Origin of the sequence: Roseibium sp. (assembly GCF_965233565.1) — a bacterium.
GTDB lineage: Bacteria > Pseudomonadota > Alphaproteobacteria > Rhizobiales > Stappiaceae > Roseibium.
In genome coordinates this window covers 321731-344508 of the sequence record NZ_OZ247494.1, presented here as the reverse complement: position 1 = coordinate 344508, position 22778 = coordinate 321731, and the positions used below count along the sequence as shown (strand labels likewise).

Sequence of the window (22778 nt, the reverse complement as noted above, 5' to 3'; positions counted from 1 at the left end):
CAGCTGTCTGGCCGGACCGGTGAATGAGGGCGAACACGATGGACGAGACGTTGAAGGAACTCGCGGAGCATATCGAGCTCGGCCTGGGCGAGTCCCTTGTGTCCTGGAAAGTCGAATACGGCGAGCTGACGCTGACCGTGAACGCGACCAACATCCTCGACGTGATCCGCTTCCTGCGGGACAACAGCTCCTGCAAGTTCGTCAACCTGACCGATATCTGCGGTGTCGATTATCCGGAGCGCGAAAAGCGTTTTGATGTCGTCTATCACTTCCTGTCGCCGGTGCAGAACCAACGCATCCGGGTAAAGGTCGCGACGGACGAAACAACACCGGTGGCGTCCCTGACCCCGCTGTTTCCAGGAGCTGAGTGGTTCGAGCGCGAAGCGTATGACATGTACGGCATCCTGTTCTCCGATCACCCCGACCTGCGCCGGATCCTGACAGACTATGGCTTTGATGGTCATCCGCTGCGCAAGGATTTCCCGGTCACCGGCTTTGTTGAAGTGCGCTATGACGATGAGAAAAAACGCGTTGTCTACGAGCCGGTCCGCTTGAACCAGGAAATGCGCAACTTTGATTTCATGTCGCCCTGGGAAGGCACGGATTACGTGCTGCCCGGTGACGAGAAAGCAACGACGAGCTAAGGCGGGGCAGGGATGAGCGAACGGCTTTCAGGTGGTTGTCTTTGCGGTGCGGTGCGTTTTTCTGCCACGCCGACGGACGGCGAGATGGGCGTGTGCCACTGTGGCATGTGCCGGCGCTGGACCGGTGGCACCTATATGGCCGTCAGCTGTGGCCCGATGACCGGCGTCGAGGTCGAAGGTGAAGAGGCGCTTGGCGTCTACAGATCCTCCGACCATGGCGAGCGGGTCTTCTGCTCCAAATGCGGCTCCACCTTGATGTGGCGCATGGCCGACGGCTCGCATGTGTCGATGTCCGCACAGGCCTTCGACGACCCGTCCCAATTCAAGTTCACTTCCGAGATCTTCGTTGACGAGCAGCCGGGCAACTATTCCTTCGCGAATGAAACCCGCCGCATGACCGGCCCGGAAGTGATCGCCTATTTCACGCAGCAAATGCAGGAACCTCAAAATGGCTGAGGCTCAGGTCCGTAACTTCAACATCAACTTCGGTCCGCAGCACCCGGCGGCCCACGGCGTCTTGCGCCTGGTCCTGGAGCTGGACGGCGAGGTGGTGACGCGTGTCGATCCGCATATCGGTCTGCTGCACCGGGGAACCGAGAAGCTGATCGAGCAGAAGACCTATCTGCAGGCCGTTCCCTATTTTGACCGCCTCGACTACGTGGCGCCGATGAACCAGGAACATGCCTTTGCCCTGGCGGTCGAACGTATGCTCGGCATCGAAGTGCCGAAACGGGGACAGCTGGTCCGGGTGCTTTACTCTGAAATCGGCCGGATCCTGTCACACCTCTTGAATGTCACCACCCAGGCCATGGACGTCGGCGCGCTGACGCCGCCGCTGTGGGGCTTCGAGCCGCGTGAAGAGCTGATGGTCTTCTATGAGCGGGCCTGCGGTGCGCGCATGCACGCAGCCTATGTGCGCCCGGGCGGGGTGCACCAGGATCTGCCGCGCGACCTGCTCGACGACATCTGGGACTTCTGCGATCCGTTCCTGCAGACCTGCGACGATATCGAAGGCCTTCTGACCGACAACCGCATCTTCAAGCAGCGAAACGTCGATATCGGCGTTGTCGATCTGGACGATGCCTGGGCCTGGGGTTTCTCCGGGGTCATGGTACGCGGCTCGGGTGCTGCCTGGGATCTGCGCAAGTCGCAGCCATACGAATGTTATTCGGAACTCGATTTCGACATTCCGATCGGCAAGAACGGCGATTGTTACGACCGCTATCTGATCCGCATGGAAGAGATGCGCCAGTCCGTCCGGATCATGAAACAGTGCCTGGAGAAGCTGACCGTAGAAACCGGTCCGGTTTCCTCCACCGACGGCAAGATCGTGCCGCCGAAGCGGGGCGAGATGAAGCGGTCGATGGAAGCGCTGATCCATCACTTCAAGCTCTATACCGAGGGCTATCATGTCCCGGCCGGCGAAGTGTACGCCGCCGTCGAGGCGCCCAAGGGTGAATTCGGCGTCTATCTGGTCGCCGACGGCACCAACAAGCCCTATCGCTGCAAGATCAAGGCGCCGGGTTACGCGCACCTGCAGGCGATGGATTTCCTGTGCAACGGCCACATGCTTGCCGACGTCTCGGCCGTGCTTGGTTCGATGGACATCGTGTTCGGTGAGGTCGACCGCTGATGCGGGGGGCTCACCACAAATTTTCGACCCTGGCAGCCGCCCGTCCGGCTCCGGTCACTGTGACAGAACGGGGATAACACCATGGCAGTTCGCAGACTTGCCGCGGAACAACCAGACAGTTTCGAATTCACCGAGGCCAATCTCGCCTGGGCGAAGAAGCTGATTGATCGCTATCCGGCTGGCCGCCAGGCTTCCGCGGTGATCCCGCTGTTGTGGCGCGCACAGGAGCAAAATGACGGCTGGGTGAGCGAGCCGGCGATCCGCTATATTGCAGACCTCCTGGAGATGCCGAACATTCGCGTGCTGGAGGTTGCGACCTTCTACACCATGTTCCAGCTGCAACCGGTTGGCAAAAAGGCTCATATTCAGGTCTGCGGTACGACGCCATGCCAGCTGCGCGGGTCCGAAGACCTGATCAAGATCTGCAAGTCGCGCATTGCCAAGCACATGCACGAGATCTCTGAAGACGGCATGTTCTCCTGGGAAGAGGTCGAGTGCCTGGGCGCCTGCGTCAACGCGCCGATGGTGCAGATCTTCAAGGACACCTACGAGGATCTGACGACGGACAGCTTCAACAAGCTGCTCGACGACATTTCCGAGGGCAGGGACGTGACCCCGGGCCCGCAGAACGGTCGCCGTTTTGCCATGGCCGAAGGTGGCCTGACCTCCCTGACCGAACTGGACGACGATACCAAGGGCGAACTGCCTGTGCCGCACGTGGTCGACGGCTCGGAGAAGGCGTCCCACGCCTTTGCCGGCGGACCGATCAATGCCGGTGGCAACGATTATGACGGCGTGCCGACGCCGGCCGAAGACGCGGTTGCCAAGGTAAGGGCAGCCCATGCTGCCAAGTCCGGCAAGGCGGAAGAGGCTCCGGCACCGAAAAAGGCTGCTGCCAAGCCCGCTGAAAAGGCCGAGAAGGCTGCCAAGAAGGCTGACGAACCGAAGCCGGCTTCCAAAGCCAAGCCGAAAGCGGCTCCGGAAGCAGACGCCGAGGTTGCCGAAAAGGCTCCCGAGCTGCTGAAGGAAGCCCGCGGCGGCAAGCCGGACGATCTGAAAATGCTGAAAGGCGTCGGGCCGAAGCTGGAAGCGACACTGCACGAGCTCGGCTTCTTCCATTTCGACCAGGTCGCCAGCTGGGGACCGGAAGAGGTGGCCTGGGTCGACAGCCGGCTGAAGTTCAAGGGCCGGATCGAGCGGGATGGCTGGATCGAACAGGCCAAGGTGCTCGCCAGCGGCGAAGATACTGAATTTTCCAAGCGCGTGGAAGCCGGTGAAGTGGCCTCCTCCAAGAGCGAAGACTAGGGGGATAAGATGCTGAAGGATCAGGATCGGATCTTCACCAATATCTACGGTCTGCATGACTGGGGCCTGGACGGCGCGAAAAAGCGTGGCCAGTGGGACAACACCAAGGCGCTGCTGAACAAGGGCCGCGACTGGATCATTCAGGAAATGAAGGATTCCGGGCTGCGCGGCCGTGGCGGCGCGGGTTTCCCGACCGGCCTGAAATGGTCGTTCATGCCCAAGGAATCGGATGGCCGGCCGGCCTATCTCGTCGTCAATGCCGATGAATCCGAACCGGGCACCTGCAAGGACCGCGAGATCCTGCGCCACGATCCGCACACGCTGGTCGAAGGCTGTCTGGTCGCCGGTTACGCAATGGGCGCGATTGCCGCTTACATCTATGTGCGCGGCGAGTTCATCCGTGAACGCGAGCGCCTGCAGGCGGCGATCGACCAGGCCTACGATGCCGGCCTGATCGGCAAGAACAACAAGAACGGCTACGATTTCGACATCTACGTTCACCACGGCGCCGGTGCCTATATCTGCGGCGAGGAAACGGCGCTGCTGGAAAGCCTGGAAGGCAAGAAGGGCCAGCCGCGCCTGAAACCGCCATTCCCGGCCAATGTCGGTCTCTACGGCTGCCCGACCACGGTGAACAATGTGGAATCGATCGCGGTTGCACCGACCATCCTGCGCCGCGGCGCGGCCTGGTTCTCCGCACTCGGTCGTCCGAACAACACCGGCACCAAGCTCTTCTGCGTCTCCGGCCATGTCAATCAGCCCGCGACCTTCGAAGAAGAGCTCGGCGTTCCGTTTTCGGAAATGATCGACAAGCATTGCGGCGGCATTCGCGGCGGCTGGGACAATCTCCTGGCGGTGATCCCGGGTGGATCTTCCGTGCCGTGCTGCACGGCGGACGAGATCAAGGACGCGCCGATGGATTTCGACACGCTGCGCGGCCTTGGTTCCGGCCTTGGCACGGCGGCCGTGATCGTGATGGACAAGTCCACGGACATCATCAAGGCCATTGCCCGGCTCAGCTACTTCTACAAGCATGAAAGCTGCGGCCAGTGCACGCCGTGCCGGGAAGGCACCGGCTGGATGTGGCGCGTGATGGAACGCATGGTGAAGGGCGAATCCTCCTACGAGGAAATCGACATGCTGTTCAAGGTGACCAAGCAGGTCGAGGGCCACACCATCTGTGCGCTCGGGGATGCGGCCGCCTGGCCGATCCAGGGTTTGATCAAGAATTTCCGGCCGGTCATCGAGCAACGCATCGATGACTATGTCGCCAAGTCGAAGTCGTCTTCGACCATGGTGGCGGCTGAGTAAGCGGAACGGGATTTGGAGAGCAACGGATGACGAAGCTCATCATCGACGGCAACGAAGTGGATGTCCCGGCGGATTACACGCTGCTTCAGGCTTGTGAAGAAGCGGGTGCCGAGGTTCCGCGCTTTTGTTACCACGACCGGCTGTCGATTGCCGGCAACTGCCGCATGTGCCTGGTGGAAGTGAAGGGCGGACCGCCCAAGCCGACCGCTTCCTGCGCCATGGGCGTGAAGGACCTGCGTCCGGGCCCGAACGGCGAACCGCCGGTGGTCGAGACCAAGTCCGAGATGGTCAAGAAGGCCCGCGAAGGGGTGATGGAGTTCCTGCTCATCAACCACCCGCTGGACTGCCCGATCTGCGATCAGGGCGGTGAGTGCGACCTGCAGGACCAGGCGATGGCCTATGGTGTCGACGGGTCGCGGTTCCATGAGAACAAGCGCGCGGTCGAGAACAAGGAAATCGGCCCGCTGATCAAGACGATCATGACGCGCTGCATTCACTGTACCCGCTGCGTCCGTTTCACCACGGAAGTCTGCGGTGTCACCGACATGGGCCTGATCAGCCGCGGCGAAGACGCGGAAATCACCACCTATCTCGATGCGGCCCTGTCGTCTGAAATGCAGGGCAATGTCGCCGATCTCTGCCCGGTCGGCGCGCTGACCCATAAGCCATACGAATTCCATGCCCGTCCGTGGGAGCTGACCAAGACCGAAAGCGTCGACGTGATGGATGCGGTCGGGTCCGCGATCCGTGTCGACAGCCGCGGCAAGGAAGTCATGCGGGTCATGCCGCGCCTCAATGAAGAGGTCAACGAGGAGTGGATCTCCGACAAGTCCCGCTACATCTGGGACGGTCTGAAGACCCAGCGTCTCGACCGGCCCTACGCCAAGAAAGACGGCAAGCTGCAGCCAGTTTCCTGGGGCGAAGCCTTCCAGATCATCGCCGACAAGGTGAAGGGCGCTTCCAGTGACCGGATCGGTGCACTGGCTGGCCAGATGGCGGGCGTTGAAGAGATGTTCGCCCTGAAGAGCCTGATGGAAAAGCTCGGCGTCACCAATATCGACAGCCGCTTCCCGGGCTCGCCGCTGCATCCGAAGAACGGCCGCGCCAGCTACATCTTCAATTCCACCATTCAAGGCATTGAAGACGCCGACGCCATCATGCTGATCGGCACCAACCCGCGCCAGGAAGCACCGGTGCTGAATGCCCGGATCCGCAAGCGCTGGACCCGTGGTGACCTGCATGTCGGCCTGATCGGTGAAAACGCCGACCTGACCTATCCGGTGACCTATCTCGGCGCTGGCCCGGACAGCCTGAAGCAGTTTGTCGAACATGCTCCGGCGAAGGCGGAACGGCCGATGTTCATTGTCGGCCAGGGCGCGCTCAACCGTCCGGACGGTGCGGAAGTCCTGGCGACCATCGCCGCAGCCGCCAAGTCGCTTGGCGTGATCAAGGACGGCTGGAACGGTTTCAACATCCTGCACACCGAAGCCTCTCAGGTTGGCGCGCTGGATCTCGGTTTTGTCCCGGGCGAAGGCGGCAAGGACACCGGAGCCATGCTCGAGCCGGGTGCCATGGACATCCTGTTCCTGCTGGGTGTCGACGAGGTCGAGGTTCCCGAGGGCGCTTTTGTCGTCTACCAGGGCACCCATGGCGATCGCGGCGCACACCGGGCCGACGTGATCCTGCCTGGAGCGGCCTACACCGAAAAGTCCGCGATCTACGTCAACACCGAAGGTCGCGTCCAGATGGCCGACCGCGCCGCGTTCCCTCCGGGTGAAGCGCGGGAAGACTGGGCAATCCTTCGGGCACTGTCCGCGACCCTGTCGCAAACGCTCGACTTCGACTCGCTCAGCCAGTTGCGCGGCAAGCTCTTTGAAGCTGTTCCGCATATGGCCTCGATCGACATGATCGAGACAGGGGCTGCCGCAGACATTGAACAGCTGGCCAATGCCAAGGCGAAGATGGACAGCGCCGGCTTTGCCAACGTGATCCGTGATTTTTATCTGACCAACCCGATCGCCCGCGCCTCCAAGGTGATGGCCGAGTGTTCGGCGCTCGCGAAGTCGCGGGCGGCAGAAGCTGCAGAATAAGGGTTAGGGGACCGAAATGGTTGAGTTCTTTACGACGACCTACCTGGGGCAATTCCTGGTGATGGCACTGCAAAGCGTGGTGCTGATGGTCGTGCTCCTGGTGATTGTCGCCTACATCTTGTACGCCGACCGCAAGATCTGGGCGGCCGTGCAGATCCGGCGCGGTCCGAACGTGGTCGGTCCCTGGGGTTTGCTGCAGAGTTTCGCCGATCTTCTGAAATTCGTTCTGAAGGAGCCGGTCATTCCGGCAGGCTCCAACAAGATCCTGTTTCTGCTCGCGCCGCTTGTCTCCGTGCTGCTCGCGCTCAGCGCCTGGGCGGTGATCCCGGTCGCGGACGGATGGGTGATCTCGAACATCAATATCGGCGTCCTGTTCGTCTTCGCGGTGTCTTCGCTGGAAGTCTACGGCGTCATTATCGGTGGCTGGGCGTCAAACTCGAAATACCCGTTCCTGTCGGCACTGCGTTCTGCCGCGCAGATGGTTTCCTATGAAGTGTCGATCGGCTTCGTGATCGTGACCGTTCTGCTCTGTGCCGGCACGCTGAACCTCTCCGGCATCGTGATGGCGCAGCAGACGGGTCTTGCGACCTGGCTCGGCGTGCCTTGGCTCGCCTTCCTGAACTGGTACTGGCTGCCGCTGTTCCCGATGTTCGTGGTCTTCTTCGTGTCGGCCCTGGCCGAGACCAATCGTCCCCCGTTCGACCTTGCCGAAGCGGAATCGGAACTGGTTGCCGGCTTCATGGTGGAATACGGCTCGACCCCGTACATGATGTTCATGCTCGGTGAATATGTCGCCATCTGCCTGATGTGCGCCCTGATGACGATCTTCTTCATGGGCGGATGGCTGCCGCCATTCGATTTCGCACCCTTCACCTGGGTGCCGGGCGTTGTCTGGTTCGTGCTGAAGTGTTTCCTGGGCTTCTTCATGTTCGCCATGGTGAAGGCGATGGTGCCGCGCTACCGCTATGACCAGCTGATGCGCCTGGGCTGGAAAGTGTTCTTGCCGCTGTCGCTTGGCATGGTCGTCGTTGTCGCAGCCGTTCTGATGATCATGGGCTGGGCTCCGGGCGCGGCGTGAGCATCTCGCTCGCCGGTGTGATCGGCGCCGCCGTCGGCCTCTATATGGGCTGGCTCGACTGGAAGATCCTGAAGGGCATGCTTCAGGCGGCGGAAACGAAGAACAGACAGGCTGGCGGCGACGGTGGCGTCGCAGCCAGGTACAAGGCGCTCTGGAGCGCACTGATTTTTGGAGTTCCGGTGATCGGCTTTCCGATCATTGGCTATTTGGCCGGCAACATGCTGGCTGGTTGAGGAAAGAGAGGCAAAAAGCGATGGGACTTAGTCAAGCCGTCAAATCGCTGTTCCTGCAGGAGTTCGTGTCCGCCTTCATTCTGGCGATGCGTTACTTCTTCAAGCCGAAGCCTACGGTCAACTATCCGTTCGAGAAGGGGCCGGTGAGCCCGCGCTTTCGCGGCGAGCACGCTTTGCGCCGCTATCCGAACGGCGAAGAACGCTGCATTGCCTGCAAGCTGTGCGAGGCCATCTGCCCGGCGCAGGCCATCACCATCGAGGCCGGTCCGCGCCGCAATGACGGCACCCGCCGGACCACCCGCTACGACATCGACATGGTCAAGTGCATCTATTGCGGCTTCTGCCAGGAAGCCTGCCCGGTGGACGCGATCGTGGAAGGGCCGAATTTCGAATTCGCCACGGAAACCCGCGAAGAGCTTTACTACGACAAGGAAAAGCTGCTCGCGAACGGGGACCGCTGGGAACGCGAGATCGCCCGCAACATTGAAATGGATGCTCCTTACCGCTAGGAGCTACCCGAACTTCAGATTTCAGCCCGGCAATCCGGCCGGGCCCCGCACTTCCGGCCGAAAGGCCACACGACAGGCAGGTCTTTGCAATGATCCTGAAAGCCCTCTTTTTCTACCTGTTTGCCGGCGTCACCCTGGCGTCCGGCTTCATGGTGATCGCGTCCCGCAATCCTGTGACGTCGGTCTTGTTCCTGATCCTGGCCTTCGTGAATTCCGCTGGTCTGTTCATCCTGCTTGGTGCTGAGTATCTGGCCCTGCTGCTGGTCGTTGTCTATGTCGGCGCGGTCGCGGTGCTGTTCCTGTTCGTGGTGATGATGCTGGATGTCGATTTCGTCGAGCTTCGCCAGGGTTTCCTGCAGTATCTGCCGGTCGGTGCGCTGGTCGGCCTGATCCTGATGGTCGAACTGCTGATGGGGCTCGGTGCCTGGATCATCGCGCCGGAGGTACTGGGGCACGGGTCCGAACCGACGCCGGCGCTCACCGAGATGAGCAACATCCAGGCGCTCGGCTCGGTGCTCTACACCAAATACATCTATTTCTTCCAGGTCGCTGGCCTGATCCTTCTGGTGGCCATGATCGGGGCAATCGTCCTGACCCTGCGCCACAAGCCGAATGTCAAACGTCAAAGCATTCCGGAGCAGGTTGCGCGCAACCGCGAAACCGCCATCGAGGTCCGGAAAGTGGAGAGTGGCAAAGGTATCTGACGCAAAGGCGTCATTCGAGAATGTCCTGGTACATGCACGCTCCTCCGTGCGGTGCCAGGTTGGGGTAAACGAGGGGAGCACGGCGAGGCGCCCATGGAAATCGGTCTGTCGCACTATCTGTCGGTCGCGGCGATCCTGTTCACGATCGGGATCTTCGGGATCTTTCTGAACCGGAAAAACGTGATTGTCATTCTGATGTCGATCGAGCTGCTGCTGCTCTCGGTGAACATCAACTTTGTCGCTTTCTCGTCGTTCCTCGGCGACATGATGGGGCAGGTGTTCACCATGCTGGTCCTCACCGTGGCGGCCGCCGAGGCGGCCATCGGTCTGGCGATCCTGGTGGTCTTCCACCGGAACCGCGGCTCCATCGCCGTGGAAGACGTCAACGTGATGAAGGGATAGGAACCGATGTATTCCGCAATTCTGTTCCTGCCGCTGATCGGCTTCCTGATTGCCGGCCTGTTCGGCCGCGCCATCGGCGCCAAGGCCTGTGAATATATCACCAGCGGCCTCCTGATCATTGCAGCGCTCCTGTCGTGGATCGCCTTTTTCGGCTTCTGGCTCGGCGGGGCCCAGGGCGGCACCTACGATCTCTTCCGCTGGATGAATGTCGGCGCCCTGAACGTTTCCTGGTCGCTCCGGATCGACACGCTGACCGTCGTCATGCTGGTGGTGGTCAACACGGTGTCCGCGCTCGTGCATGTCTATTCCATCGGCTACATGCATCACGACCCGCACCGGCCGCGTTTCTTCGCCTATCTGTCGCTGTTCACCTTCGCGATGTTGTCGCTGGTCACCGCCGACAATCTCCTGCAGATGTTCTTCGGCTGGGAAGGCGTGGGTCTTGCGTCTTATCTGCTGATCGGCTTCTGGTACAAGAAACCCTCCGCCAACGCCGCTGCGATCAAGGCCTTTGTCGTCAACCGGGTGGGTGACTTCGGCTTCGCCCTCGGCATTTTCGGTATTTTCGTGCTGTTCAACAGCATCGAATTCACCACCATCTTCAACGATGCGCCGTCCTTCATCAAAGGCGATGAGCCGGTGATGTCCTTCCTCGGCTATCAGCTCGACCCGCAGTCAGCGATGACGATCGTTTGTCTGCTTCTGTTCATGGGCGCCATGGGCAAGTCGGCGCAGTTCCTGCTGCACACCTGGCTGCCGGACGCGATGGAAGGCCCGACGCCGGTCTCCGCGCTGATCCATGCCGCGACCATGGTGACGGCCGGTGTCTTCATGGTGGCGCGCCTGTCGCCGCTGATGGAACTGTCGCAAACCGCGCTGACCGTAATCGTCTTCTTCGGGGCAACGACTGCCTTCTTCGCCGCAACGGTCGGTCTCGTTCAGAACGACATCAAGCGCGTGATCGCCTATTCGACCTGTTCGCAGCTCGGTTACATGTTCGTGGCACTCGGCGTCGGGGCCTATTCGATCGGCATCTTCCACCTGTTCACGCACGCCTTCTTCAAGGCGCTGTTGTTCCTTTGCGCCGGTTCCGTCATTCACGCGGTCTCCGACGAACAGGACATGCGCAAGATGGGCGGACTGCGGAAGCACATCCCGATCACCTACTGGACGATGATGATCGGCACGCTGGCGCTGACCGGTGTCGGCATTCCGTTCACACATCTCGGGTTTGCGGGTTTTGTTTCCAAGGACGGCATCATTGAAGCGGCCTTCGGCAGTTCAATGCTCGAACATGCCAACCCGATGGCGCTTTACGGCTTCTGGCTGACGGTGATTGCCGCTGCGCTGACATCGTTCTATTCGTGGCGTCTGACCTTCATGACCTTCCACGGCAAGCCACGTGCATCAGTGGATGTCATGAAACACGTGCATGAATCGCCGCTGGTCATGACCGTGCCGCTGTTCATCCTGTCGGTCGGAGCCGTGTTCGCGGGTATGGTGTTCTACAACTCGTTCTTCTACTCAGAAGACGCTTACACCGCCTTCTGGAACGAGTCCTTGCCGGCCTTCGCCGACCTCCATGTGCTGCACGCCATGCACGATGTTCCGGCCTGGGTGCGTGTCTCGCCCTTCGTGATGATGGTGCTTGGCTTCCTGGTGGCCTACCAGTTCTACATCCGCTCGCCGGAAATGCCGAAGCAGTTGGCGGAACGCCATTCCGGCCTCTACCAGTTCCTGCTCAACAAGTGGTATTTCGACGAGCTGTACGATTTCCTCTTTGTCCGGCCTGCGCAGTGGCTCGGCCGCATGCTCTGGAAGAAGGGCGACGGCACCGTGATCGACGGCTTCGGCCCTGACGGTATCTCGGCGCGCGTTCAGAACGTGACGTCCTGGGTCGTCCGTCTGCAGACCGGATATCTCTATCACTATGCATTTGCGATGCTGATCGGGGTGGCTCTGCTCATCACCTGGTCGATGTTCACCGGTGGCAGCACCGGCGGGGGTGCTCACTAATGATTGACTGGCCAATTCTGTCACTCACAACCTTCTTGCCGCTGCTTGGCGTGCTCTTCATCCTGCTGGTTCCGGGTGATGACGAGGGCAGCAAGAAGAATATCCGGATGGTCGCGCTGGTGACCACGTCGGTCACCTTCCTGCTGTCACTGTTCATCTGGGGCAACTTCGATTACGCCAATCCGGGCTTTCAGTTCATCGAGGAGAAGGACTGGTTGCCGAGCGGCATTGCCGCGCATCTGGGTGTTGAAGACATCAAGTACCGCATGGGCGTCGACGGCATCTCGATCCTGTTCGTGATCCTGACCACGTTCCTGATGCCGTTCTGCATTCTCGCCTCCTGGGAGAGCATCCAGAAGCGCGTCAAGGAATACATGATTGCCTTCCTGGTGCTGGAAACGCTGATGATCGGCGTGTTCTGCGCGCTGGATCTGGTGGTGTTCTACGTCTTCTTCGAGGCCGGTCTGATCCCGATGTTCCTGATCATCGGCGTCTGGGGCGGCGCGCGCAGGGTCTATGCCTCCTACAAGTTCTTCCTCTACACGCTGCTCGGCTCGGTGCTGATGCTGATCGCTATCATGGCGATGTACTGGACGGCAAAAACGTCGAACATCGCAGAGCTCGTCGCCAGCAACGCCTTCCCGGCGGAGATGCAGACGTGGCTATGGCTGGCCTTCTTCGCCAGCTTCGCGGTGAAGATGCCGATGTGGCCGGTGCATACCTGGCTGCCGGATGCGCACGTGGAAGCCCCGACGGCAGGGTCTGTCATCCTGGCAGGCATCCTTCTGAAGCTCGGCGGCTATGGCTTCCTGCGCTTCTCCCTGCCGATGTTCCCGATAGCGTCGGACATGTTCGCGCCGATGATCTACACGCTCTCGGTGGTCGCGATCATCTACACCTCTCTGGTGGCGCTGGCGCAGGAAGACATCAAGAAACTGATCGCCTATTCGTCGGTCGCCCATATGGGCTACGTCACCATGGGCATCTTCACGATGACCGAGCAGGGCGTGCAGGGCGGTATCTTCCAGATGCTGTCGCACGGCATCGTCTCCGGTGCTCTCTTCCTGTGTGTCGGCGTGATCTATGACCGCATGCATACCCGTGAGATCTCTGCCTATGGCGGGCTGGTCAACCGGATGCCGAAATATGCGGTGGCCTTCCTGATCTTCACGATGGCCAATGTCGGCCTGCCGGGCACGTCCGGTTTTGTCGGTGAAATCCTGACGCTGATGGGTGCGTTCCAGGTCAACACCTGGGTGGCGTTCTTTGCAACGACCGGTGTAATCCTGTCGGCAGCCTACGCGCTTTACCTCTACCGCCGTGTCGTGTTCGGCGCGCTGGAGAAGGAGAGCCTCAAGTCGATGCTCGACCTGAACCTCCGGGAAAAGGCGATCCTGTTGCCGATGGTGGTGCTGACGATCTTCTTCGGCTTCTACCCGATGGCCATCCTGGACGTGACCCAGGGCGCGGTCGACAATCTCATCAATCACTATACCGCAGCGCTTGAAGCAGCTGGGGTCACCCAGCATGCTGCGGCGGCCGCCGCCGCGGCCCACTAAGGTTTCGAGGACGAGACAGAGCCATGTCAGATATGAGCCAACTGCCAGATCTCATGCCGGTCCTGCCGGAGATCATCCTGGCCCTCGGAGCAATGACGCTGCTGATGATCGGCGCCTTTGGCGGCAAGGGTGTCAGCTACGCCGTCTTCGGTGGCGCAATGGGCCTGCTCGGCGGCACCTTCCTTGTGCTGCTGTTCGTGCCAACCTTTGGGGAGACCTTCGGTGGATCCTTCGTTCTCGATGAATTCGCCTATCTTCTGAAGCTGCTGGTGCTGATGGGGTCCTTCTTCGCCATTGCGATGTCATGGGCCTATGCCAAGAGCCAGTCCTTCGATCACTTTGAATATCCCATCCTGATCGTGCTGGCGACGCTCGGCATGATGCTCATGCTGTCGGCCAACGACATGATCGCGCTTTACATGGGCCTGGAGCTGCAGAGTCTGTCGCTCTACGTGGTCGCCGCCATCAACCGCGACAGTGTCCGGTCGACGGAAGCCGGCCTGAAATACTTCGTTCTTGGCGCGCTGTCGTCGGGCATGCTGCTTTACGGCATGTCGCTGGTCTACGGTTTCTCTGGTCAGGTGTCCTTTGCCGGTATCGCAGAGGTTCTGTCTCACGAAGGCGCTTCGCTTGGCCTGGTCTTCGGCTTGACCTTCATTCTGGCCGGCCTTGCCTTCAAGATTTCCGCCGTTCCGTTCCACATGTGGACGCCGGACGTTTATGAGGGCGCTCCGACACCGGTCACCGCCTTCCTGGCTGCGGCACCCAAAGTGGCGGCCATGGGCATGATGGTGCGGATCGTCATCGACGCGTTCCAGCCGGTCACCAGCGACTGGCAGCAGATCGTCGTCTTTGTCTCCATCGCCTCCATGGCGCTTGGCGCCTTTGCCGCGATCGGTCAGCGCAACCTGAAACGCCTGATGGCCTATTCCTCTATCGGTCACATGGGCTATGCGCTGGTCGGCCTGGCGGCCGGAACGCAGACCGGCGTGGAAGGCGTGATCTTCTACATGATGGCCTATCTCGGCATGACGCTCGGCGTCTTTGCCTGCATCCTCTCCATGCGCCGCAAGGATGGCATGGTCGAGGAGATCAGCGATCTGTCCGGTCTGTCGCAAACCAATCTGCCGATGGCCATCCTGCTGGGCCTTTTGATGTTCTCACTTGCCGGCATTCCGCCGCTGGTCGGTTTCTTCGGCAAATGGTACGTCTTCGTTGCAGCGGTTGAGGCCGGGCTTTATCCGCTGGCGATCATCGGTGTCCTGATGTCGGTTGTCGGCGCTTATTACTATCTCCGCATCGTCAAGATCATGTTCTTCGACGAGCCGGTTGAAGGCTTTGAGAAGATGCCGGCGGAGCTGAAGGTCGTGCTTGGCCTGTCCAGCGTGTTCGTGATCTTCTTCTGGCTGGCACCGGGACAGGTCGTCAATGCAGCCAGCGCAGCAGCGCAGTCGCTGTTCTGACCGGTCACATGACAGGAAGATCCGAGGAACGTCCGGCGCCAGGTGCGCCGGACTTTCGCTTTGAAGAACATGACAGTGTCGGTTCGACCAACTCGCTCTGTTTTGAAAGGGCGCAGAGGGGACATCCCGGCCAGCTCTGGATCAGGGCGGACCAGCAGACAGAGGGCAGGGGGCGGCGTGGCCGCGACTGGTCCTCTCCCGGCGGAAACCTCTTCACCAGTCTGCTGCTGATCAATCCGCAACCGGCTGATCGGATCGGTGAACTGCCGCTTGCAGCAGCTGTCGCACTTGCCGAGGCCGTTGACAAAGCCGCCGGGACACTGCAACTGGTATCGCTGAAATGGCCGAACGATCTTCTGGTTGAAGGTGAAAAGCTGTCGGGCATCCTGCTGGAAGCGGAAACGCTCTCCGATGGACGGCAGGCTGTCGTGATCGGGTTCGGCGTCAATTGTGTGACCCATCCGCAGCTGTCGCTTTATCAGGCAACGGACTTGAGGAGCCTGGGTTTTCAGGTCACTGCGGAACGGTTGTTTGAATGTCTGTCCGCTGCAATGGCCGACACTTTGGCACGCTGGCAACTGCCTGGCGGTTTTGACAGTATTCGCAGAGACTGGCTCAAGCGGGCGGCCCATCTGGGCAAGACCATTACGGTCAGAACGGCCCAGGAAGAGATTACCGGCATTTTTGCCGATCTGGATGCGCGCGGCCATCTGGTTGTGAGACTGGATGATGGCCGCCAGCGCACGCTATATGCGGGCGACGTGTTTTTACCAGGGCGTTGAGCGCCACGCTGCAGGCCCGCGGTATGTTGAAGGAGCAATCCATGGCTTCGGCCAAGATGACAGACAATGACATCGTGTTTCTGCCGCTGGGTGGGGTCGGCGAAATCGGAATGAATCTCGGGCTGTATGGCTTTGGTCCTGAAGATGACCGAAGCTGGCTGATCGTCGATTGTGGCGTGAGTTTCGCCGGTCCGGACCTTCCGGGCATCGACGTGATCGTACCGGATATCAAGTTTCTGGAAGATGAGGTCGACAATATTGTCGGCATGGTGATCACGCATGCCCACGAAGACCATTACGGCGCCATCCTGCACTTATGGCCCTATCTGAAGGTGCCGGTCTATGCGACGGCCTTCACGGCCGGTCTGCTGGCGGCAAAGGCGGAAAGCGAACCGGGGGCGGAAGAAGTTCCGGTCACCGTTGTGCGCCAGGGCGAGCGGCACAAGATCGGACCGTTTGACGTGGAGTTCGTCGCGATGGCGCACTCGATCCCGGAACCCTGCGCGCTTGCGATCCGCACACCTGCAGGTCTTGTGCTGCACACCGGCGACTGGAAGATCGACCTGACCCCTGGTGTCGGCAAGCCGATCGATCTGGACCGGCTGGCAGAGCTTGGCCGGGAAGGGGTGATGGCCCTGGTGTGCGACAGTACCAATGCTGTCCGCGACGGGGTGAGCCCGAGCGAACAGGATGTGGCCGAAGAACTGAAGAAAGTGATGGCCCGCGCCAAGAAGCGGATCGCCGTTACCACCTTTGCTTCCAACGTCGCGCGGATCCGGGCGATTGCCGAAGCAGCGGCCGCCAATGACCGGGATATCGTGGTTGTCGGCCGCTCGATGCACCGGGTGATCGAGGTTGCCGGTGAGTTGGAATATCTGGATGGTCTGCCCCAGTTCCATGACGAAGAGGCTTATGGCTATCTGCCCCGGGAAAAGACCGTGTTGCTTTGTACGGGATCGCAAGGGGAAAGCCGGGCTGCGCTTGCCCGGATCGCTGCAGGGGATCATCGCAATGTTGCGCTCACCAAGGGCGACATGGTGATCTTCTCCTCGCGCACCATTCCGGGCAACGAAAAGGAAGTCGGCGCGGTCATGAACAATCTTGCCGACAAGGATGTCGAGATTGTCACCGACCGGGATGCGCTGGTTCATGTTTCCGGTCACCCGCGCCGCGGTGAACTGGAACAGCTCTACAAGCTTGTTCAGCCGAAGGTCGTTCTGCCTGTTCATGGCGAGCCGCTGCACCTGGCCGCCCATGCCGCCTTTGCCAAGGCACAGGGTGTTCCGGAAGTGGTGCGTGGCAAGAACGGCGACGTTGTTCGCCTCTCCGCAGGCCGGGCCGGGGTCATCGACGAAGCCCCGTCCGGAATTCTGGTCAAGGATGGTGATATTCTGGACGACCCGGAGGTCACTGGCGTCAAGGAACGGCGCAAGCTCTCCTTCGCAGGTGCGGCGATCATCGCGCTCGTGGTGAACCGGAAGGGCGAACTTCTGACCGATCCGCTGATCACGTTGCTTGGCCTGCCGGACACGGATGACGACGGTGAGCCCATGGAAGAGATCGTTTCCAAGGCCGTGATAGGTGCCGTGACGAGCATCCCGAAGGCGCGTCGCAAAGACAAGGATCTGGTGGGCGAGGCCGCCCGGCGCGCAGCCCGGTCCGAGATCCTCGACGTGTGGGGCAAAAAGACGCTCTGCAAGGTGATGGTGTCGCAACTATAGTCAACTACGAAGCCTGGCTTTGATGGGGTAAAACCCGGAAGCTTTCGTCCAGACCAGGGCCAGAAGGTACGTCTCGAAGGAACAGCGCTCGTTAAAGAGCGTGTTGCCGATACTTCGCGACTGTCCTACGGCTTTTCTCAGGGCGAGGTTTGAACCTGCTTGAACGACCAGGAGGATCCTGGTCCTGCAGTCAATGTCGTTTTGTGGAGGTGAATGCATGATCGGACGGCTCAATCACGTGGCGATTGCAGTGTCAGACATCGAAGCGGCGACCGCTGTCTATAGGGACACGCTCGGCGCCGAGGTTTCAGCGAAGGAAGAACAACCGGATCACGGTGTGAGCACGGTGTTCATCAATCTGCCGAATACCAAGATCGAGCTGCTGGAGCCGCTCGGGGAAAATTCCCCGATTGCAAAGTTCCTGGAAAAGAATCCGTCTGGTGGCATCCACCATGTCTGTTACGAGGTCGACGACATTCGCGCTGCCCGCGACAAGCTGATGGCAGAAGGTGCGCGCGTGCTCGGCGATGGCGAGCCGAAGATCGGCGCTCATGGCAAACCCGTGCTGTTCCTGCATCCCAAGGACTTTCTCGGCACGTTGACGGAACTGGAAGAGGCCTGATCAATGTCCGTGGTGTATGCTCTGGCGGTCTTTTTTCTGATCTGGTGGATCGTCCTGTTTGCCATCCTGCCTTTCGGCTTGCGCCGGACCCAGGAAGAGGCCGGGGAGGTGTTGCCTGGCTCCGAGCCGAGTGCTCCGGAAAGACCCCAGTTCCTGAAAGTGATCGTTATCACGACAATCGTCGCGTCCGTGATCTTCACCGCTTATGTAAGCCTCAGAAACTCGGGATTCGGACTGGATGACATTCCGTTTCTGAACCCGCCGGGAAACAGCTACAGCCAGCCGGGAAGCTGATTCCATAGCCCCGGCGGTCGGATGCGCGCCCAAGGCGATTTCTGAAAGACTGAATACAAGAAAAAAGGCAGAGCCGAAGCTCTGCCTTGAATAGTTCCGCGTCTAAATTTGACCCTTAAACCCGTACCGGTCGATTGTTCAACCTGGCCGGGCGGCTGCGGACCGTAAAGGTGCGCCTGAGGGTCCTTCCTCCCAAGACTCAGACCGCGATGTCCTTGAGCCTCCTGACATTTCTGCCAAGGCATCTTGTTGTTATGAGGATGGAACCTATCTGATTGATTCAGGCTTGTCACCTATTTGTCGTGCACAGCTCAATTTTTTTGCTTGTCTATTTCCTTAGCGGTAATTTCTACTAAATTCTTCGTATTTAGGCGTGTAATCAGTTAGCTGGCAAATGTCAGGGACTGCCTTGTTTTTTGGCCAATTCGACACGCCTAAATGCAAAACCAGCGCGGAAAATCGTAAAGGGCTTGTTTTTGTGCGCTGCATGCGCTTTGACTGCGCACCAAACAGGCGATGCCAACTTCAAGAGAACCTTCATGCGTCTTTCCCGCTACTTCCTGCCCATCCTGAAAGAAACGCCCAAAGAGGCGGAAATCGTGTCACACCGGCTGATGCTGCGTGCAGGCATGATCCGCCAGCAGTCGGCCGGTATCTATTCCTGGCTGCCGCTGGGACTGAAGGTGCTGCGCAAGATCGAACGCATCGTCGAGGAAGAACAGGCACGGGCAGGAGCCATCCAGCTCCTGATGCCGACCATCCAGTCCGCGGATCTCTGGCGCGAAAGCGGCCGCTATGATGCCTACGGCAAGGAGATGCTGCGCATCACCGACCGTCATGAGCGCGACATGCTCTTCGGGCCGACCAATGAGGAGATGATCACCGACATCTTCCGCGGTTATGTGCGTTCCTACAAGGACCTGCCGCTCAATCTCTACCATATCCAGTGGAAGTTCCGCGACGAGGTGCGTCCGCGCTTTGGCGTGATGCGCGGCCGTGAGTTCCTGATGAAAGACGCCTATTCCTTCGATCTCGACAAGGAAAGCGCGCGCCATGCCTATAACCGCATGTTTGTCGCCTATCTGCGTACGTTCGAGCGCATGGGTCTGAAGGCGATCCCGATGAAGGCCGACACCGGGCCGATTGGCGGCGACATGAGCCATGAATTCATCATTCTTGCCGAGACCGGTGAAAGCGAAGTCTTCTGCGACAAGTCGCTGCTGGAGATGCCGACCCCGGCGGAAGACACGGATTTCTTCTCGGATCTGACGTCAATCGTGACTGAGTGGACGACGCCTTACGCTGCCACCGACGAAATGCACGACGAGACAGCCTTTAATGCGCTACCGGAAGACACGCGTGTTTCTGCGCGGGGCATCGAGGTTGGTCACATTTTCTATTTCGGTACCAAGTATTCCGAAGCCATGGGCGCGAAAGTCGCCACCGCCGAGGGCACAGAGGTTCCGGTGCACATGGGTTCCTACGGTGTTGGCGTTTCACGCCTTCTTGGTGCCTTGATCGAAGCCAATCATGACGACAACGGAATCATCTGGCCGAAGTCGGTCGCGCCGTTCCATGTCGGGCTGGTCAATCTGAAACCGGGCGATGAGCTGACGGACACCGCGTCTGAGGACCTTTATGCCAAGCTTGAGGCAGCGGGCATGGAAGTTCTATACGACGACACCGACACGCGGGCGGGTGCGAAGTTCGCAACGATGGACCTGATCGGCCTGCCTTACCAGGTGGTGGCGGGGCCACGGGGGCTGAAAGACGGCCTTCTGGAAGTCAAGGACCGTGCAACTGGGGAAAAGGAAATGCTTTCTCCGGAGGCCACCTTGAACAAGCTGACCGCGGCATTGACGGACTAAAGCCATCCGTCGATGCTTTGGCATTGGGATTCGGCGCGCTTTATTACAGCGCGCCGCCGGGGCATGGCTGAAATGGATGGACAATGACAGCGGTAGACACGGCAGACGTTGACAACAGTCAGAAACCTGCAGCTTCAACGCGCCCTTTCTCGCCTTTCGAATGGATGATTGCCGGCCGTTACCTGCGATCGCGCCGGCGTGAGACCTTTATTTCGGTGATCGCCGGTTTTTCCTTTGCCGGAATCATGCTCGGGGTTGCGACACTCATTATTGTCATGGCGGTGATGAACGGTTTCCGTACGGAGCTGCTCAGCAAGATCCTTGGCATTAATGGCCACATGCTGGTCCAGCCGATCGACCTGCCGCTGACCGACTATGATGTCATTGCGCCCAAACTGGAAACGGTTCCGGAAGTCGTAGCGGCGATCCCGTTTATTGAAGGACAGGCCATGGTGTCCGGTCCTGCCGGAAATTTCGGCTCACTCGTGCGTGGTATGCACGAGAAGGATCTGCGCCGCATGCCCTTGGTGGCAGGCAATATTCAAGCCGGGTCTCTCGATGATTTCGATCAGGGTGAGGGGATTGCCATTGGTTCGAGGATGGCACAGCAACTGGGGGTCACACTCGGCGACAATGTATCGGTCATTTCTCCCCGTGGAGCTGTCACGCCAATCGGCGTGACGCCGCGGATGAAACCCTATCCTGTCACTGCGATCTTCGAAATCGGCATGAGCGAATATGATGCAACATTCGTGTTCATGCCGTTGGAAGAAGCACAGGCGTATTTCAACATGGATGACAAGGCGACAGGCCTTGAAGTCTATGTCGTTGACCCGGACAAGGTGGGGTTGATGAAGCCGGCCATCGAAGAGGCCGCAGACAGACCAACATTCGTCACCGATTGGCGCCAGCGAAATGTCACTTTCTTCTCGGCCCTTGAAGTGGAACGGAACGTCATGTTCATCATCCTGTTCCTGATTGTTCTTGTGGCCGCGCTCAACATCATTTCGGGCATGATCATGCTGGTGAAGGACAAGGGCAAGGACATTGCCATCTTGCGAACCATGGGCGCGACCCGCGGTGCAATCATGCGTGTCTTCCTGATCACCGGAGCCAGTATCGGCTGCGTCGGAACCTTGGCCGGTTTTCTTCTGGGATTGGTTGTCTGCCTCAACATCGAGAGTATCCGGCAGTTTGTTTCCTGGATGACAACCACCGAGTTGTTCTCGCCCGAGCTCTATTTCCTGTCAAAGCTGCCAGCAGATATCGACAGCGGCGAAACCTTGACCGTTCTTCTTATGGCTCTCGGGCTGTCCCTGCTGGCGACCGTCTATCCGGCCTGGCGGGCCGCCCGGCTCGATCCGGTCGAAGCACTCAGGTATGAATAGGGAGACGGGAGATGAACATGGCCGTTGACCCGCGACGCACGCCGGGCCTTGCTCCTGCTGCGCTTGAGCTTTCGGGCATCACGCGCAGCTTCGATGAAGGCGACAGGGAACTACATATCCTGAAAGGGGCCAACCTGCGGATCGAGGCCGGCGAGATGGTCGCCCTTGTTGCTGCATCGGGAACCGGCAAATCGACCTTGTTGCACATTGCCGGATTGCTGGAACGACCGGATGATGGCGATGTTTTCCTGGGCCCGGTCAATTGCTCCGACCTTTCGGATGCCGAGAGAACTGCCATCAGGCGCAACGATATCGGCTTCGTCTATCAATTCCATCATCTGCTGCCGGAATTCACCGCCCAGGAAAACATCATGATGCCGCAGATGATCCGCGGCCTGCCGAAAAAGGTGGCGGCGGAACGGGCGGACGAGTTGCTCAGCTACATGCGGCTCGGCGAGCGCGGCAAACACCGGCCGTCCGAACTTTCCGGTGGTGAACAGCAGCGCGTGGCCGTCGCCCGCGCGGTTGCCAACGCGCCGCGCATCCTGTTGCTGGACGAACCCACCGGCAATCTTGACCCCAAGACTGCAGCCTATGTGTTCGATGCCCTGTCTGCACTGGTGCGTGCTTCCGGCGTGGCGACACTTTTTGCCACCCACAACATGGAGCTGGCTGGGCGTATGGACCGCGCAATCACGCTTCAGGACGGTCAGGTCAAGGATCTTTAGCCGGATCAGATTACCCAACAACAAAGATGCGCCGGCGCGTGTGGCCCCTTCGAGATCTATGGTTTCGAAGGGCTGAGATTGGTGTGAACAAAGCAAAAACGCAAGATTTCAGAGAATTTGATTTGCCTGCTGGCAAGTGGAACAAAAAGCGCTTGCAAAGAGAACATAAATGGAACATAGTCCCTTTACGCAAGGCCTAAAGCTTGGAGGACGACATGTTCCATATCGCTCGTGATTTTGCCGCATTCGGGTCTCTCGTCTGCTTCTGCACCACGCTCGCCGTCTGGGGCGACGTGCTGTTTTCCGTTCACTAAGATCCCGCCGTTGTTTATCGGCGTGCTTCGGAGGCGCTCCTGTCGCCGTGCGACGAGCAGGAGCGCGCCAGCGAAAAGAACAGCGGGGACGACGGCTCTGCCATCTCGACAGAC

21 protein-coding genes are annotated in these 22778 nt (G+C 59.7%); all 21 read left to right on the top strand.

Annotated elements, in window-relative coordinates:
- Positions 1–38: 38 nt before the first annotated feature.
- The 21 genes from ACO6TG_RS01560 to ACO6TG_RS01460 all read left to right on the top strand — a co-directional run bounded on the left by ACO6TG_RS01560 (position 39) and on the right by ACO6TG_RS01460 (position 22350).
- Entirely contained in the window at positions 39–644 is a 606-nt protein-coding gene (locus tag ACO6TG_RS01560) for an NADH-quinone oxidoreductase subunit C (RefSeq protein WP_422378825.1), read from the top strand.
- A 12-nt stretch (positions 645–656) separates the two neighbouring features.
- A complete protein-coding gene (locus tag ACO6TG_RS01555) occupies positions 657–1100 on the top strand; it encodes a GFA family protein (protein ID WP_422376572.1) in 444 nt (147 codons plus the stop codon).
- Positions 1093–2277 carry an NADH-quinone oxidoreductase subunit D gene (locus tag ACO6TG_RS01550; RefSeq protein WP_094070947.1) on the top strand — a complete coding sequence of 395 codons (1185 nt, stop codon included), beginning with the start codon at positions 1093–1095 and terminating at the stop codon, positions 2275–2277. Before ACO6TG_RS01555 ends, ACO6TG_RS01550 begins: the two co-directional genes overlap by 8 nt.
- Before the next feature lie 81 nt (positions 2278–2358).
- A complete protein-coding gene (locus ACO6TG_RS01545; protein WP_422376571.1) occupies positions 2359–3582 on the top strand; it encodes an NADH-quinone oxidoreductase subunit E in 1224 nt (407 codons plus the stop codon).
- Positions 3583–3591: 9 nt separating this feature from the next.
- A complete protein-coding gene (gene nuoF, locus ACO6TG_RS01540; protein ID WP_422376570.1) occupies positions 3592–4893 on the top strand; it encodes an NADH-quinone oxidoreductase subunit NuoF in 1302 nt (433 codons plus the stop codon).
- 26 nt (positions 4894–4919) lie between these two features.
- On the top strand, positions 4920–6983 hold the full coding sequence (nuoG, locus tag ACO6TG_RS01535; RefSeq protein ID WP_422376569.1) for an NADH-quinone oxidoreductase subunit NuoG: 2064 nt from the start codon (positions 4920–4922) through the stop codon (positions 6981–6983).
- A gap of 16 nt (positions 6984–6999) precedes the next feature.
- Positions 7000–8061: an NADH-quinone oxidoreductase subunit NuoH gene (nuoH, locus tag ACO6TG_RS01530; RefSeq protein WP_094070943.1), complete on the top strand. Its 1062-nt coding sequence runs from the start codon at positions 7000–7002 to the stop codon at positions 8059–8061.
- Positions 8058–8294 (top strand): hypothetical protein, encoded by a 237-nt coding sequence (locus ACO6TG_RS01525; protein ID WP_094070942.1) that lies wholly within the window; start codon positions 8058–8060, stop codon positions 8292–8294. The genes nuoH and ACO6TG_RS01525 overlap by 4 nt, the downstream gene beginning before the upstream one ends.
- A 20-nt stretch (positions 8295–8314) precedes the next feature.
- Positions 8315–8803, top strand: coding sequence for an NADH-quinone oxidoreductase subunit NuoI (gene nuoI, locus ACO6TG_RS01520; protein ID WP_094070941.1), 489 nt, complete (start codon positions 8315–8317; stop codon positions 8801–8803).
- Positions 8804–8892: 89 nt separating this feature from the next.
- The gene (locus tag ACO6TG_RS01515; RefSeq protein ID WP_422376568.1) at positions 8893–9507 is read left to right on the top strand and encodes an NADH-quinone oxidoreductase subunit J; all 615 of its coding nucleotides are present in this window, start codon (positions 8893–8895) and stop codon (positions 9505–9507) included.
- A gap of 93 nt (positions 9508–9600) precedes the next feature.
- Positions 9601–9909 carry an NADH-quinone oxidoreductase subunit NuoK gene (gene nuoK, locus ACO6TG_RS01510; protein WP_094070939.1) on the top strand — a complete coding sequence of 103 codons (309 nt, stop codon included), beginning with the start codon at positions 9601–9603 and terminating at the stop codon, positions 9907–9909.
- Positions 9910–9915: 6 nt separating this feature from the next.
- Positions 9916–11925 (top strand): NADH-quinone oxidoreductase subunit L, encoded by a 2010-nt coding sequence (nuoL, locus tag ACO6TG_RS01505; RefSeq protein ID WP_422376567.1) that lies wholly within the window; start codon positions 9916–9918, stop codon positions 11923–11925.
- Complete coding sequence (locus ACO6TG_RS01500) at positions 11925–13484, top strand: NADH-quinone oxidoreductase subunit M (protein ID WP_422376566.1); 1560 nt, start codon at positions 11925–11927, stop codon at positions 13482–13484. The genes nuoL and ACO6TG_RS01500 overlap by 1 nt, the downstream gene beginning before the upstream one ends.
- A 23-nt stretch (positions 13485–13507) precedes the next feature.
- On the top strand, positions 13508–14947 hold the full coding sequence (gene nuoN / locus ACO6TG_RS01495; protein WP_422376565.1) for an NADH-quinone oxidoreductase subunit NuoN: 1440 nt from the start codon (positions 13508–13510) through the stop codon (positions 14945–14947).
- 8 nt (positions 14948–14955) lie between these two features.
- Positions 14956–15729, top strand: coding sequence for a biotin--[acetyl-CoA-carboxylase] ligase (locus ACO6TG_RS01490; protein WP_422376564.1), 774 nt, complete (start codon positions 14956–14958; stop codon positions 15727–15729).
- A gap of 41 nt (positions 15730–15770) precedes the next feature.
- Positions 15771–17450, top strand: a complete 1680-nt coding sequence (locus ACO6TG_RS01485) for a ribonuclease J (protein WP_422376563.1) — start codon at positions 15771–15773, stop codon at positions 17448–17450.
- 217 nt (positions 17451–17667) lie between these two features.
- The gene (gene mce / locus ACO6TG_RS01480; protein ID WP_094070934.1) at positions 17668–18072 is read left to right on the top strand and encodes a methylmalonyl-CoA epimerase; all 405 of its coding nucleotides are present in this window, start codon (positions 17668–17670) and stop codon (positions 18070–18072) included.
- Between the two features lie 3 nt (positions 18073–18075).
- Positions 18076–18366, top strand: coding sequence for a DUF1467 family protein (locus tag ACO6TG_RS01475; protein ID WP_094070933.1), 291 nt, complete (start codon positions 18076–18078; stop codon positions 18364–18366).
- Positions 18367–18905: 539 nt separating this feature from the next.
- A complete protein-coding gene (gene proS, locus ACO6TG_RS01470) occupies positions 18906–20234 on the top strand; it encodes a proline--tRNA ligase (protein ID WP_422376562.1) in 1329 nt (442 codons plus the stop codon).
- Between the two features lie 83 nt (positions 20235–20317).
- Entirely contained in the window at positions 20318–21622 is a 1305-nt protein-coding gene (locus ACO6TG_RS01465; protein WP_422376561.1) for a lipoprotein-releasing ABC transporter permease subunit, read from the top strand.
- A gap of 11 nt (positions 21623–21633) precedes the next feature.
- On the top strand, positions 21634–22350 hold the full coding sequence (locus tag ACO6TG_RS01460; protein WP_422376560.1) for an ABC transporter ATP-binding protein: 717 nt from the start codon (positions 21634–21636) through the stop codon (positions 22348–22350).
- Positions 22351–22778: the final 428 nt, after the last annotated feature.